Source organism: Flintibacter sp. HCN-6482 (assembly GCF_037892565.1).
Lineage (GTDB): Bacteria > Bacillota > Clostridia > Oscillospirales > Oscillospiraceae > Lawsonibacter > Lawsonibacter aceti.
Genome location: NZ_JBBKBK010000001.1, coordinates 43,622 through 58,302, shown reverse-complemented (window position 1 = coordinate 58,302; position 14,681 = coordinate 43,622). Strand labels below are relative to the sequence as shown.

Sequence of the window (14,681 nt, the reverse complement as noted above, 5' to 3'; positions counted from 1 at the left end):
TTTTAATAAAAAAATCCGAACCAGATCCCACAGATTTCGTCTAGAGAATTAGAGGCCGCGGAAGGCTTCCCCCTTGGTGGGAAGTGACGCGCGAAAGAGTCGAGACGAAATGAAAAAGGGGGATCTGTTATGAGAGGAAAAAAGACACTGGCCACGGGGCTGACTCTGCTGTTTTTGCTGCTGGCAGGCTGTGGCAGCGGAAACAATGGCAAGGACTCTGGGGCCGCTGCGGGAAACACGGCTTCCAGCGCGGACATATCTTCCGGCTGGGACATAGGCTTTGGCGGGGAGGCCGCTCCTATGGAGCCCAGCGCGGACGAACAGGGCACGGATAGCTCCGTCTATCAGAACGCCGGAGCCAAACTGGTCCGCCGGGCGGAGTTCAGCATCCAGACGGAGCAGTTCGACCAGACGGCCCAGGCCCTGGACCGTCTAGTGTCAGAGTGCGGGGGATATTTTGAAACCGCCGCTGTGCGCGGAGGGAGCTACCGGGATGCCAGTGCCAGCCGCTGGGGGGAGTACGTCGTCCGAGTGCCGGCAGAGCGGTACAGCGACTTTTTCAATAGCGCCGGGACACTGGGCTATATCACGGAGAGCAGCGAGAGCAGCGAGGACGTGGGGGAGCGGTACTATGACGCTGAGACCCGGTTGAAGACGCAGCGGACCAAGCAGGAGCGCCTGCTTGCCCTGCTGGAGCAGGCGGACACCATGGAGGATATCATCTCTCTGGAGAATGCCCTGGGTGATGTGGAGTATCAGATCGAGCAGTTGTCCTCCACCCTGAACCGCTACGATGCGTTGATCAGCTACTCTACCTTTACCATCTATCTGCAAGAGGTAGGAAAGGTGGTCCAGGAGGTGGGGGAGAGCTCTACCCTCGGCCAGCGGATGACCGCCGGCTTCAAGGCCAGCTGCGAGGGCTTTGTCCGGGGCGCTCAGGAGCTGCTAGTGTGGATGTCCTACAACCTGGTGGTCCTAGTCATCTTGATTGCTGCCGCGGCCATCGGCGGCTGGGCAGGCCTGCGAAAGTATAAAAAGTGGAAAACGGAGCAGTCTGAAAAGCAGGAACCGTAAAACCGGCCCCTCCCCACACAGGGAGGGGCCCATTTTTTGCGGCATTACGGAGTGGAACCCGTGAAAGGGGTACTGACCGAACAGAGGGGGGAGCCCGGAGAGGATATATTTCTGATTCTGCCTATTCTATTTGGAGAAAAAATTTGTTATAATAATTCGGTACATGATTTTATCCTGAGGATGCAGGAGGCAATATGGATCGATTGGAACAGTTGTTGCGTAATTTAAGAGATCGCTGCCCAGAGTTGGAGCTGAGGACGGAGGAACCTATGTCTCGGCATACCACCTTCCGGATTGGCGGGCCGGCAGCCCTGATGGCCCTGCCCAGAACAGTAGGGGAGGCAAAGGCGGCGGTGAGGGCGGCTTGGGAGTTGGAAATCCGTCCCTTCTTTTTGGGCAACGGCTCCAACCTGCTGGTGCCGGATGAGGGCTACCGAGGATTTGTGGTGAAGCTGTGCGGCTTAGATCAGATCCAGGAGGTGAACCGCCGCCTGTGGGCGGAGAGCGGGATCTCACTGGCCCGCCTGGCCTGGGCGGCCTTGGGCCGGGGATTGGCCGGGCTGGAGTTCGCCCACGGCATACCGGGGTCCCTGGGGGGCGGTGTAATGATGAATGCCGGGGCCTATGGGGGTGAGCTGTCTCAGGTGGTCACTGCCGTCACCTATCTGGATGGGGAGGGAAACGAGCATACCATCCCCGCCGCCGGGTGTGAGTTTGGCTACCGCAGCAGCATCTTTGCTCGGCACCCCGACTGGCTTATCCTGAAGGCGGAGTTCTCTCTGCCCCAAGGGGAAGCGGAGGAGATCCGGGCGAAAATCGAGGAACTGGCCCGGCGACGCAGCGAGAAGCAGCCTCTGGAATACCCCAGCGCCGGCTCTATGTTCAAGCGCCCAACAGGCCACTTTGCTGCCGCCCTCATCGATCAGTGTGGGTTGAAGGGTGTGTGTGTGGGAGGCGCTCAGGTGTCGGAGAAGCACGCCGGTTTCGTCGTAAATCGGGGAGGCGCCACCTGCGCGGATGTGCTGGAGCTGGTAGAGCGGGTGAAGGCCCGTGTCCTGGCGGAAACTGGCGTAGCACTGGAGATGGAAGTGAAAGTCCTACGGTGACGGGAGGGTCCTGGCGACAAGCCGCTGGCTTATGCTCTAGGAATAGAGGTGTCCAGGTGCTTGCCCTAGGGGCCTGCCGCTCTACCCGGTGGAAGGTCCCATGCCGCCTGTTGGACCTTATAGAAAGAGAAAAGCCGCCTGGTCCTTGGCGGAGAGGCGGCGGTGAGGTGTGATTGGATGGAATTTGTTATCATCTCCGGCCTGTCCGGAGCGGGAAAGAGCAAAGCCGCCTCTTTTATGGAGGATATGGATTTCTTCTGTGTGGATAATCTGCCCGCCCCCCTGATCCCCAAGTTCGCAGAACTCGGTATGGCTGGCTCCGGGGAGTATGACCGGGTGGTTCTGGTCACCGACATCCGGGGCGGCACCAACTTTGATAGCCTGTTCCAGGCCCTAACTGACCTGAAGGCCATGAAGTGCGCTTACAGGATCCTCTTTATGGATGCCTCGGACGAAACTATTATCAAGCGGTATAAGGAGAGCCGCCGCAGCCACCCTCTGGCCGAGGAGTGCGACAGTCTGGAGCAGGCCATCTCTCTGGAGCGGCAGATGCTGGAGCCCCTGCGCCGGCGGGCGGAATATATAATCGACACCACTAATCTGTCCCCCGCCAAGCTGAAGGGAGAGCTGCGCCGCATTTTTGCTAAGGGCAGTTCCACAGAGGGGCGGATGGACATTCGGGTGTCCTCCTTCGGATTCAAGCACGGGGTGCCTATGGAGGCCGATCTGGTCCTGGATGTCCGCTTCCTGCCCAACCCCTACTATGTAGCTGACCTGCGTCCCCTTACCGGACTGGACCAGGGGGTGCGGGACTATGTGTTTCACGGCGGGCAGGCAGAGGAGTTTTTGGAGCGGCTGTGGGCCCTGGTGGGCTGGCTCCTTCCCCGGTATGAGGAGGAGGGCAAGACGGCTCTAGTCATCGCCGTGGGCTGCACCGGCGGGCACCACCGGTCCGTGGCCATCGCCCATGCTCTAGCCGAGCGGATCAGAGGACAGGGCTGGCCTGTGGCGGAGAGCCACCGGGACTTGGGAAGAAACTGATGGCAGGGGCCGTGGCCTGGATACGGGACACGGAGCAGGTCTGTCCTTTCAGGGAAAGGAGCGGTTATGAGCGATACGTTGCCCAGCCTCCAGCAGTGGGAGCGGGGGCCCAAGATCGTCGCTGTGGGCGGCGGTACGGGCCTTTCCACCATGCTGCGCGGCTTAAAAAAATATACCAAGAATCTGACCGCCATCGTCACTGTGGCGGATGACGGGGGAGGCTCTGGAATGCTTCGCCGGGATATTGGAATGCCGCCCCCGGGTGATATCCGCCACTGTATGGAGGCCCTGGCCAACACGGAGCCCATCATGGAGAAGCTGCTGACCTACCGCTTTACTGAGGGCTCCCTCTCCGGACAGTCCTTTGGCAACCTGATTCTGGCGGCCCTGAATGGGGTGACCGGCTCCTTTGAGGAGGCGGTCAGCCAGATGAGCCAGGTGCTGGCGATCACGGGCCGAGTCATCCCGGTTACCAGTGCGGACGTGCAGCTGGAGGCCATCTTTGAAAACGGGGCCCGTGTGGTGGGAGAGTCCAAGATATACCATTTTAAAAAAGAGCAGGACTGCCGGATTTCTCGGGTGGCGCTGATCCCAGAGCGGCCCGCCCCTCTGCCCGCCGCTCTGGAGGCCATCCGTGACGCGGATCTGATCCTGCTGGGGCCGGGGAGCCTGTATACCAGTGTGATCCCCAATCTGCTGGTGGACGGGGTGGCCAAAGCCATCGCCCAGTCGGACGCGCCAAAGATTTATGTGTGCAACATCATGACTCAGGATGGAGAGACAGAGGGGTATACCGCCGCTGACCACCTGGAAGCCCTGTTGGTCCACGGGGAGCCGGGGCTGCTGGACCTGTGTCTGGCCAACAGTGCGCCAGTCCATCCTGGGCTAGTGGAGAAATACCGGGTGGAGGACGCGGCGCCTCTAACGGTGGACCGGGAGCGCGTCGCCGCGATGGGGCTGGAGCTGGAGGAGCGGCCTCTGGCCTCCGACAAGGGCGATTTTGCCCGCCATGACCCGGATAAGCTGGCGGCCGCCCTGTTGGAGATCTACCGTCAGCGGGCGGTGCGCATCTTCCGGGGAGAGAGGCGCTACATATTGGAGGAATGACCATGTCCTTTTCCGGAGATGTAAAGACTGAGCTATGCCGGATCCCACTCAACCGGCGGTGTTGTGCCCAGGCGGAGGCCTACGGTGTGCTGCTCTACTGCAATACCTTCAGTGCCCGGGAGATCCGGGTGATGACAGAGAGCGAAGCCTTTGCCAAGCGGCTGCCTCCACTGCTGAAAAAGGCGTTTCGTATCACCTTTGACCGCCTGCCAGACGGGGAGGGGAAGTATATCTTCTCCATCATGGACCGGGATAAGCTGGCCGCTGTCCATCAGACCTTCGGCAGCGACTTGGGCGCGCTGGCCCTCCATTTGAATTTTGCTGTACTGGAGGAGAGCTGCTGCCGGACCTCCTTTTTGCGGGGAGCCTTCCTGGCGGGCGGATCGGTGACCGACCCCAGAAAGGGCTACCACCTGGAGCTGGCTACCACGCACCAGAGCGTCAGCCGGGAGCTGGAGGCCTTGATGCGGGAAATGGAGCTGGAGCCCAAAGCGGCCCAGCGGAAGGGAAATTCTGTCATTTACTTTAAGCAGAGTGACCGGATCGAGGATTTTCTTACCTCCATCGGTGCCCCTGTGTCCGCTATGGAAGTGATGAACGCCAAGCTGGAGAAGGACATCCGGGGCAGCGTGAACCGAAGGGTAAACTGTGATGCCGCCAATCTGGATAAGGCGGTGGAGGCGGCCATGGTCCAGTTGGAGGCCATACGGCGCCTGGAGGAGCGGGGCCGGCTGGCCCTTCTGCCGGACAAGCTGAAGGAGACCGCCGCCCTTCGACTAGCCCATCCAGAGGACACCCTGTCCCAGCTGGCGGAGCGGTGTGATCCACCGATCACCAAGTCAGCACTGAACCACCGCCTGCGGAAGCTGGTAGAGCTGGGGAGAGAGGAAGGATAGATGAACGGGCGTATGCAGGGAAGGCGCAAAATGGTTAGCCGGATCGCATTCCCTGGGAGTCCCAAAGCACAAGCTGACAGATTTTGAGCTGCCCCGCTGTTCTCTGGTTCAATATGGAAATATAGGACCCATGGACAGGGGAAGCGGAGAGAAGCAAAAAGCAGTTAAGAAAAAAGCGGTAAGAGGGACAGGCCCTAGCCAATCAAAAGCGCGCCTATGACAAGGAGAGATACGATGACAGTTTGTACATTTCGGACCGCGGTCCCAGGGGATGAGGAGTTGATCCTGTCCTTTATCCGGGCTCTGGCGGATTATGAGCATATGTCCGACCAGGTGGTGGCCACACCGGAGCTGCTGCGGGAATGGATTTTTGAGAAACAGAAGGCGGAGGTCATCTTCGCTGCGGCCGGTGGGAGAGAGGTGGGCTTTGCTCTGTTCTTCCACAACTTCTCCACCTTTTTGGGCCGGGCGGGCATCTATCTAGAGGACCTGTTCGTTTTGCCTGAGGAGCGTGGAAAGGGCTACGGGGAGGCCCTGCTAAAGAGACTTGCCCGTATCACGGTGGAACGTGGGTGCGGGCGGCTGGAATGGGCCTGCCTGGACTGGAACACCCCTTCTATTAACTTTTATATCCAAAAGATGTGCGCCACTCCCATGGATGAGTGGACTACTTACCGCCTCACGGGGGAGAGGCTAAAGCAGGCGGCGGAGTGAACCGCACTCTAGAAATCAAATTTTAGAGCGAGAAATGAAGAAGTGGTGGGGCAGTTTGTCCCAGGGAGGAGAAAAGGCTATGTCCTTTGTCCATTTACATCTGCATACGGAGTTTTCCTTACTGGACGGAGCCTGCCGGATCAAAAAGCTGGTGGAGCGGGTCAAGGAGCTGGGGCAGGATGCGGTGGCCATCACTGACCACGGCTGTATGTATGGAGTCATTGATTTTTACCGGGCCTGCAAGGCCGAGGGGATCAAACCCATCATCGGCTGCGAGGTCTATGTGGCGCCACGGGGCCGCACCCGCTTCCAAAAGGTCCATGAGTTTGACGCGGATTCCCGCCACCTGGTGCTCCTCTGCCGGAACGAGGAGGGCTATCGAAACCTGTCCTATATGGTGTCTCAGGCCTATCTAGAGGGATTTTACATTAAGCCCCGCATCGACATGGACTTACTGCGGGAGCACGCTGGCGGCCTGATCGCCTGCTCCGCCTGCCTGGGCGGAGAACTGCCCAAGCTGCTGCTGGCGGGGGAGTATGAGCAGGCTAAGGCGGTGGCACTGGAGATGCGGGAGCTGTTTGGAGAGGACGGCTACTACCTGGAGCTCCAGGACCACGGCATTGCGGCCCAGAAGCAGGTGAATGCCGCGCTGGTCCGCATCCATGAGGAAACAGGCATCCCCCTTATCGCCACCAACGACGCCCACTATCTCCGCCAGGAGGATGCGGAGACACAGGACGTTCTGATGTGCATTCAAATGGGCAAGACTGTGGACGACCCCAATCGTATGAAGTTTGAAACCGACCAATTCTATGTCAAGTCAGAGGATGAGATGGCCGCACTGTTCCCCAACTATCCTGAGGCGCTGGAGAACACTGCCAAAATTGCCAAACTGTGTGATGTGGAATTTGAGTTTGGAAAATATCACCTGCCCCACTTTCAGCTCCCAGAGGGCTGGACAGACGGGGAGGCGTACTTTGAAAAGCTGTGTATGGATGGCTTTGCACGCCGCTATCCGGACCAGCCTGAGGAATATCGGAAGCAGCTGCGATACGAGATGGATATGATCCGTAAGATGGGCTTTGTGGATTATTTCCTTATTGTGTCCGACTTTATCGCGTTTGCCAAGGGAAACCACATCCCTGTGGGACCGGGGCGCGGGTCGGCTGCCGGCTCCATGGTGTCTTACTGCCTGAATATCACAGACCTGGACCCCATGCAGTACTCCCTGTATTTTGAGCGATTTCTCAACCCAGAGCGGGTATCCATGCCCGATATTGATATTGACTTCTGTATCCGCCGCCGGCAAGAGGTCATTGATTATGTAAACAAAAAATATGGCGCCGACCATGTGGCCCAGATCGTCACCTTTGGTACCATGGCGGCCAGGGGATCTGTCCGGGACGTGGGGCGGGTTCTTGGAATGCCTTACGGAGATGTGGATGCGGTGGCCAAGCTTATCCCCAGTGGTCCTGGAGCGCTGCACATCACGCTGGAGGAGTCTTTGAAGCTGTCTAAACAGCTGAGAGAGCTGTATGACGGGGATGAGAGCATCAAAAAGCTCATCGATACCGCCATGGCCATCGAAGGGATGCCGCGGAATACTTCCACCCATGCTGCGGGTGTGGTTATCACCAGCCGGCCGGTCTGCGACTATGTGCCCCTAGCGACCAACGACGGCCTGCCTGTTACCCAGTATGTGATGACCACTCTGGAGGAGCTGGGACTGCTGAAAATGGACTTCCTGGGACTGCGTAACCTGACGATTCTGGATGACGCGGTCAAAATGGTCCGAAGCAAGGAAAAGAACTTTACACTAGAAAGCATCCCCTTGAACGACCCGGCTACCATGTCTATGCTGTCAGAGGGGAAGACCTCCGGTGTGTTCCAAATGGAGTCTGCGGGAATGACCGGGGTGTGCCTCGGCCTCAAGCCACAGAATATCGAGGATATCACCGCCATCATCGCCCTCTACCGCCCTGGCCCCATGGATTCCATTCCACGCTTTATTGCCAGCAAAAACAATCCGGACAAGATTACCTATAAGCACCCGGCCCTGGAGCCCATCCTGTCCAATACCTATGGATGTATCGTTTACCAGGAGCAGGTCATTCAGATCTTCCAACAGCTGGCAGGCTACTCCCTGGGACAGGCCGACATGGTGCGCCGCGCCATGTCTAAAAAGAAAATGAAGGATATTCAGCGGGAGCGGGCTGCCTTTATCCACGGGGACCCGGAGCGGAATATTGTCGGCTGTGAGCACAACGGAGTACCCGCCGCTATTGCCGAGTCTATCTACGATGAAATCAACGATTTTGCCAACTACGCCTTCAACAAGGCCCACGCTGTGTGTTACGCCGTGGTGGCCTATCAGACCGCCTGGTTCAAGTGCCACCACCCCAAGGAGTACATGGCCGCTCTGCTCACCTCGGTGCTGGATTCCACCGAGAAGGTGGCGGAGTATATCTCAGAGTGCCGGGATATGGATATCCCTCTGCTTCCCCCTGATGTGAACGAGTCCCAGGCCGATTTCACTGTGGTAGAGGGAGGAATCCGCTTTGGCCTGGTGGCCCTGAAGGGGGTAGGGCGAAACGTTGTAAACGCCATGTTGTCAGAACGTGAAAAGGGTGGACCCTTTACAGACTTTATGGACTTCTGCGACCGGATGTTTGACCAGGATCTAAACCGGAGAGTGGTGGAGAGTCTCATCAAATCCGGAGCCTTTGACCGCATGGGCTACCGTAGGTCCCAACTGATGCAGGTATACGGCCAAGTGCTGGACGGGATTGCCGCGGCTCGGAAGCGGAACGTGGAGGGGCAGCTGGATCTCTTTGGGCTCGGCGGAGTGGAGGAGAGCGCCCCCCTTCCCGCACTGGTCCTGCCGGAGCTGGCGGAGTACAGCGCTCAGGAGCTGATGACCATGGAGAAGGAAATCACCGGGCTGTATCTGTCCGGGCACCCCATGGATCAGTACCGGGAGATGGCCAGGCGGAAGGGGGCGGTGAGCATCGGCTCTATCCTGCTGGACTTTCAGCGGGAGGATGGACCTAAGGAGTACCGGGACAACCAGAGGGTATCAGTGGCCGGTATTATTTCCACTTACCGTACCAGAACCACCCGGAATAACACCTTGATGGCTTATGTCAACCTGGAGGATGATACTGCCTCGATGGAGCTTTTGTGCTTTGCCAAAGTGCTGGAGAATAGTGGCAGCCATATCAGGGAAAACTCGGCGATCCTGGCTACGGGCCGGATCTCTGTCCGGGACGAGAAGGAGCCACAGCTCATGGTGGATGAGATCCGCCCCCTGGGAGACCTAAATGGGGAGATGACAGGGGAGGAGGAAAAGACGCTCTACCTCCGCCTGCCCGCCAGAGAGGACCCTCGCCTGCGTAAGGTCCGGCTGGCCCTCTCTTTTTTCCCCGGAGAGAGCCGGGTGGTGCTTTATTTTGAGGACTGCAAAAAGCGTGTGGGCTCCTACTGCCAAATCCATCCAGCCCTGGTGGCTGACCTGACGGAACGGCTGGGGGCGGAGAACGTGGTGGTGCAGTGACGGCCAAGCCGCTTAACCAGGGGTTGACAGCCCGCCAGAAAGAGGATATAATAGCCCCGTAATCCGGTAGGTAAGGCTACCGTGGGGATATGGGTCGCTGCCGCAAAGGGATGGAGACATCCTTCGTTGGTTTGAACAGGTCCTGTCGAACAGAAGGCAGGATTTAACGCGACTTCACCGCCCCGCGATGCTAAAGCTTGGACGGTGGCATGATAGGGTATGTGCAGAGCACGCTTGCCGCCGCCGCGGCTTGCGTGCTCTTTTCTATCCGGAGCGATTTTGAAGCAAAGAGAGGTGAACATCTCATGGACAGCGGCAGTCGAGGTCCCGGCGGACAAACTCAATATGGTACGCGGCGTCCTGGGATGGGCGCCGAGACAGCCGGCTGAGTTTGCCGGACCTCCTGTCACGAAACGGTAAAAAACCGAACTCGACGACAAGGAGGAAGCTGTTATGAAGAACATCAATATGATCCCTGCCATCCCTGGGACTGTGGGGGCTATCATGTCCCGTCAGCCCCTGGAGCTCTCTCCGCGGATGCGTGCCCGGGAGGCACTGGCCCGCCTGCGCCAGGTGGGTGTGCCCCAGGATTTTATGAGCAGCTGCTATGTGGTGGATGAGGAGGGGCGCCTGTTGGGTGCTCTTACCCTCTACGAACTGGTGGCGGTGCCCGACTGCGCCCGTTTGGATCAGGCCATGTCCGCCCCTAGGGCTGTCCTTACTCCGGAGTATGACCAGGAGGAGGCTGTGCGTCTGATGGAGGCGGCGGACTGCGTGGAACTACCCGTGGTGGATGACGAGGGAAAGCTTGTTGGGACAGTCACCGCGGAGGACGCCATGGAGGTACTGCGGGACGAGGCCACTGAGGATATGGAGCGGATGGCCGCCATCCTTCCTTCCGAGCGGCCCTATCTAAAAACCAGCGTGTGGGAGATCTACAAAAAGCGTGTGCTGTGGCTCCTGCTGCTGATGGTATCGGCGGCCTTTACCGGGGCCATTATTACCCATTATGAGACTGCCCTGGCCGCCCAGGTGGTACTTACTGCCTTTATCCCCATGCTGATGGATACGGGAGGGAACTGCGGCAGCCAGTCCTCCGTCACCATCATCCGGGGGCTCTCCCTGGGGGAGATAGGATATGGGGACTGGTGGAAGGTGGCCTGGAAGGAGATACAGGTCGGAGTGCTGTGTGGGATTACCCTGGCCGCTGTCAATCTGCTGCGACTGACTGTTTTGGACCACCTGGATTTGATAGTGGCCATAGTGGTCAGCCTGACTTTGGTAGTGACGGTGATTGTATCAAAGCTGCTGGGCTGTTTCCTGCCTATTCTGGCCAGCCGTGCCCATCTGGACCCTGCTGTGATGGCCAGCCCCTTGATCACCACCATCGCGGATGGGATATCCCTGATGGTATACTTTCGTATCGCCGTCCTGCTTCTTAGAATATGACGCGGAATACCCGGCGGAGAGAGGAGAAAAGCTGGAGGAAAGGCTGTGCCTTTCCTCCAGCTTCTTTCGATTAGCGGGCAAGATTTCGGCGGTGGGACCTTGTCGGAATCAGCGGGTTATATGAGTTAGGGCGTGGCCGCGGCTGAGTACGGCGTAGACTGCGGCCGCGGCGGCCAGCCCAAAGAGCCCCTGAATGATATTCCCCGGCACGGAGGCCGCGGCGGCCAGCCCCTTGCCCAGCCACAGGCAGGCGTAGCCGAAATAGCCGGCCACCATGATGATCTCAGCCGCAAAGCCGCTCACAGCCTGGGAGAGGAGTACATTTGGAGCGCGGCGCCGTTGGAGAGCCTGAAACAGCAGGGCGGCCACTACGGCCATCGCCAGCTTGATAGCGAAGGTTCCAGGAGCATAATGAGCGTAGCCGGAGAGAAGGTCCGCCAGCATGGAACCTACGCCGGCGGCGGCCCCGCCGTAGAGTGGGCCCAGAACCCAGGCGGAGAGAAGAACGGCACAGTCTCCCAGGTTGACATAGCCCTGCATGGGGGAGGGAACCTGGATGACCAGGGTCATGATGGTACACAGGGCGGCAAAGAGGGCGGCTAATACCAGCTTACGGATCTTGGTATCTGACATGATGATCGCTCCTTTGAAAGTGGTGGGGAAATTTTTGCTTGCTTTTTCAACTGAGTTGTATTTTAATCATATCTGATATGATTAAAAGGACCAAACTATAACTTTTTTATAGGACCAGATTGGAGGGCTGTTTATGCTGACATATGATTTGGAAAAGCGAGGGAGCCTGGCCAGGTACGACTATCTGTATCGCTGCATCAAGGAGGACATCCTGTCCGGCCGCTTGAAAGCGGGGGAGAAGCTGCCCTCCAAGCGGACCCTGGCCACCCATTTGAATACCGCAGTGGTAACGGTGGAGAACGCCTATGCCCAGTTGGAGGCGGAGGGGTACCTGAACGCCAGGGAAAAGCGGGGGTATTTTGTCAACCCGGTGGAGACAGGACCAGTTAGGGAGAATCCGGCAGAGGCCAGGGAAAAGAACAGGGAACAGCGGGAGTGGCGGCTGGACCTGCGGGGGACCGGAAGCGGGACAGAGGGCTTCCCTTTTTCTGTCTGGGCCCGGCTGATGCGAAGAATACTTACGGAGCGGGGAGCCGAGCTGCTTCAGGCGACTCCCCACAACGGTGTCTATCCTCTGCGGCAGGCAATCGCCCGACATCTCTACCAGTTCCGGGGCATTTCCGCCGCACCGGAGCAGATTGTGGTGGGGGCGGGGACGGAGTACCTGTATAATTTGATTGTGCAGCTTTTGGGCCGGGACCTGCTGTACGGGGTAGAGGACCCTGGCTACTCCAAGGCGGCCAGAATATACGGCCTGAACGGGGCGGGATGCATCCCCCTTCCGATGGACAGCCGGGGGGTGCGCCCCCAGGAGGTAGAGGAGAGGGGGGTGCAGATCCTCCATATATCGCCCAACCACCAGTTCCCCACAGGGACAGTGACCCCCATCCTGCGCCGGCAGGCGCTTCTGCGATGGGCGGAGGAGCAAAGGGGATATATCATCGAGGACGACTACGACAGTGAGTTCCGCTTTACAGGACGCCCTATACCAGCGATGAAGAGCATAGACGCTGCAGGACGGGTCATCTATATGAATACCTTTTCCCGGTCACTGGCCCCCTCGCTGCGTGTCAGCTACATGGTGCTGCCGCCCTCTCTGATGGAGGAGTATCCACGTCGGCTAGGCTTCTACTCCTGTACAGTTCCGGCGATGGAGCAGTATACCCTGGCAAGCTTTCTGGAGGAGGGCTATTTTGAGTCCCATGTGAACCGGATGCGTGTCTTTTACCGAAATCGCCGGGACGAGGTGCTGGCAGCCATCGGCCAAAGTCCTCTGTCCGGCCGCTGCCGTGTGCTTGGAGAGGAGGCCGGACTCCATTTTTTGCTGGAGCTGGAGACGGAAAGGGAGGACAGTTGGTTGTCGAGGGAGATGGAGGCGCGCGGAGTAAGGCTCTCCTTTCTCACAGACTACCAGCAGCGGCCGGGGGCGGCCCCCCTCCACACTCTGGTAGTCAATTATCCGGGAACAGCGCCCGCACGGCTGGCTCCTGCCCTGGCGCTTCTGGCTGGCCTGCTGGATTGACAGAGAGACAGCTCTGTATTAGAATGCAGGGGCAGAGATAAAAACACAAGGCGGTTGGTAGTCCGTCCGCGGGTCCGCGCTCCCGTAAGTAGCCTTCCCTCCCGGGTCGTCCCTTCTCTGACGTGTCATGTTAGGGAGGAAACTGAATATGGTTCCAAGTATGAGCAGTTTTATAGTGCTGTTCCAGTCCCCTTTTTGGGTGGGTATTGCCCAGCGATGGGGGGAGGAGGGCTATCAGGCGGCCAAAATCACCTTTGGCGCCCAGCCCACTGACACTCAGATCTATCAATGGGTGTTGAAGGAGTGGCACAGGCTGGTGTTCAGTAAGCTGTCGGAAGAGGAGCGCCCTACCCTGGAGCAGAAACAAAAGCGCCTTCAGCGGGAAGCGAGAAAGTCTACCCAGATCAGAGGGATAGGGACCAAGGCCCAGGCGGCTCTCGCGCTTCAGCGGGAGGATCGAGGGCTGGCCCGAAGGGAAAAGAAGCATCTGGAGCGTCAGGAGGAGGACCGGCGGAAATTCCTTCTCCGGCAGCAAAAAAAGCGCGAAAAAAAGCGGGGCAGATAATTCTGCCCCGCTTTTTGAATGTTGCAAATGTAATTCTAGAAGGAAAGCGGCTGGTCAGACCGCTTCAGTGGAGCGTAAGCAGGGGAGGTCAGGCTTCGCTCTCGGCCGGGGCGGATTTTTTGCTCCAACCTTCGCCGTGGATGACGTGGCGGGAAACGGTCTTGTAGACTAGGAAGGTAACGGTGGAATTGATGGTACCTACCAGCAGGTTAAAGGGAAGAATCCCAGGGAGGAGCAGGGAATCAACTACCTCCACAGGCTGGCCCATGAAGAGGGGGGTAATAAAGTGATTGGCGGGCAGCATAACTAATCCCCGTGCCAGCGTAGCTAAAATCAACCCAAGAACCGCGCCAGATTTAGTATGCCGAATACGGTAAACAGAACAAACCACCATCACCATGGTAGAGGTAGCGATAATATGCATGATAATGCCATAAAACAGCCCGCCGGTAGCGGCACTTACGGTAAGCCCTTGGACCACACTGACAACCACAGTGAGCAGGACGCCAGCTAAAGGACCATAGGCCAGGGCACCGATGAAAATGGGGATATCAGCAGGATCGTATTCTAAAAAGGGGACTAGAGGGATCAGCGGAATACGGATAAAGTATACCAGCACCACCGATACTCCGGCCAATAGGGCCAGGACCACCAATTTCCGGGTCTGCTCTCGATTAGACATAAAAAACACTCCTTTATTGTTTTGGTACCCCTGAAAAGCCAAAATGCCTTCCAGGTGTTAAAACAATCAAGGAGGTGCGCGAACACGCGCGAAAACACACGTGTCATTGTTCAACACACATCTTCTTCCATCCGGACTATGACCGTTGGTCCCGGAGTTCCACCGGGTCAGCGAATGTGCTACCACATTCGGTCGCGGACTTTACCGCCAGTGGGGAGTTTCACCCCGCCCTGAAGACATTGGATTCAGTTGTCCATGGAGTATTATATGCCAGGGGAAGAAAAAATGCAAGAGAAAATTTCAAAAATCATAGCCACCGGCACTGCCGGTGACTATGAT

12 protein-coding genes and 2 riboswitches are annotated in these 14,681 nt (G+C 58.1%); of the genes, 10 read left to right on the top strand and 2 right to left on the bottom strand.

The window, feature by feature from the left end:
* Positions 1 to 129 precede the first annotated feature (129 nt).
* The 8 genes from WKS99_RS00260 to mgtE all read left to right on the top strand — a co-directional run bounded on the left by WKS99_RS00260 (position 130) and on the right by mgtE (position 10,940).
* Positions 130 to 1,074, top strand: coding sequence for a DUF4349 domain-containing protein (locus tag WKS99_RS00260; RefSeq protein WP_340405136.1), 945 nt, complete (start codon positions 130 to 132; stop codon positions 1,072 to 1,074).
* A 194-nt stretch (positions 1,075 to 1,268) separates the two neighbouring features.
* On the top strand, positions 1,269 to 2,180 hold the full coding sequence (gene murB, locus WKS99_RS00255) for a UDP-N-acetylmuramate dehydrogenase (protein WP_340405135.1): 912 nt from the start codon (positions 1,269 to 1,271) through the stop codon (positions 2,178 to 2,180).
* Positions 2,181 to 2,357: 177 nt separating this feature from the next.
* Complete coding sequence (gene rapZ, locus WKS99_RS00250; RefSeq protein WP_147572179.1) at positions 2,358 to 3,221, top strand: RNase adapter RapZ; 864 nt, start codon at positions 2,358 to 2,360, stop codon at positions 3,219 to 3,221.
* Positions 3,222 to 3,287: 66 nt separating this feature from the next.
* Complete coding sequence (locus WKS99_RS00245) at positions 3,288 to 4,328, top strand: gluconeogenesis factor YvcK family protein (protein ID WP_186852104.1); 1,041 nt, start codon at positions 3,288 to 3,290, stop codon at positions 4,326 to 4,328.
* 2 nt (positions 4,329 to 4,330) lie between these two features.
* A complete protein-coding gene (whiA, locus tag WKS99_RS00240; RefSeq protein ID WP_186852105.1) occupies positions 4,331 to 5,224 on the top strand; it encodes a DNA-binding protein WhiA in 894 nt (297 codons plus the stop codon).
* A 234-nt stretch (positions 5,225 to 5,458) separates the two neighbouring features.
* A complete protein-coding gene (locus WKS99_RS00235) occupies positions 5,459 to 5,938 on the top strand; it encodes a GNAT family N-acetyltransferase (RefSeq protein ID WP_186852106.1) in 480 nt (159 codons plus the stop codon).
* Positions 5,939 to 6,017: 79 nt separating this feature from the next.
* The gene (locus WKS99_RS00230) at positions 6,018 to 9,491 is read left to right on the top strand and encodes a DNA polymerase III subunit alpha (protein WP_186852107.1); all 3,474 of its coding nucleotides are present in this window, start codon (positions 6,018 to 6,020) and stop codon (positions 9,489 to 9,491) included.
* A 55-nt stretch (positions 9,492 to 9,546) separates the two neighbouring features.
* Positions 9,547 to 9,708, top strand: a riboswitch (M-box (ykoK) riboswitch).
* 236 nt (positions 9,709 to 9,944) lie between these two features.
* Positions 9,945 to 10,940 carry a magnesium transporter gene (gene mgtE, locus WKS99_RS00225; protein ID WP_340405134.1) on the top strand — a complete coding sequence of 332 codons (996 nt, stop codon included), beginning with the start codon at positions 9,945 to 9,947 and terminating at the stop codon, positions 10,938 to 10,940.
* A 108-nt stretch (positions 10,941 to 11,048) separates the two neighbouring features.
* Here mgtE and WKS99_RS00220 read toward each other — a convergent pair whose 3' ends face one another.
* Complete coding sequence (locus tag WKS99_RS00220) at positions 11,049 to 11,573, bottom strand: ECF transporter S component (protein WP_262669828.1); 525 nt, start codon at positions 11,571 to 11,573, stop codon at positions 11,049 to 11,051.
* A gap of 133 nt (positions 11,574 to 11,706) precedes the next feature.
* Between WKS99_RS00220 and pdxR the strand changes: the two genes are divergently transcribed.
* Complete coding sequence (pdxR, locus tag WKS99_RS00215) at positions 11,707 to 13,095, top strand: MocR-like pyridoxine biosynthesis transcription factor PdxR (RefSeq protein WP_147572186.1); 1,389 nt, start codon at positions 11,707 to 11,709, stop codon at positions 13,093 to 13,095.
* Positions 13,096 to 13,243: 148 nt separating this feature from the next.
* Positions 13,244 to 13,660, top strand: coding sequence for a YjdF family protein (locus WKS99_RS00210; protein WP_262669827.1), 417 nt, complete (start codon positions 13,244 to 13,246; stop codon positions 13,658 to 13,660).
* Positions 13,661 to 13,748: 88 nt separating this feature from the next.
* Here WKS99_RS00210 and WKS99_RS00205 read toward each other — a convergent pair whose 3' ends face one another.
* On the bottom strand, positions 13,749 to 14,342 hold the full coding sequence (locus tag WKS99_RS00205) for an ECF transporter S component (protein WP_340405133.1): 594 nt from the start codon (positions 14,340 to 14,342) through the stop codon (positions 13,749 to 13,751).
* Between the two features lie 115 nt (positions 14,343 to 14,457).
* Positions 14,458 to 14,584, bottom strand: a riboswitch (FMN riboswitch).
* Positions 14,585 to 14,681: the final 97 nt, after the last annotated feature.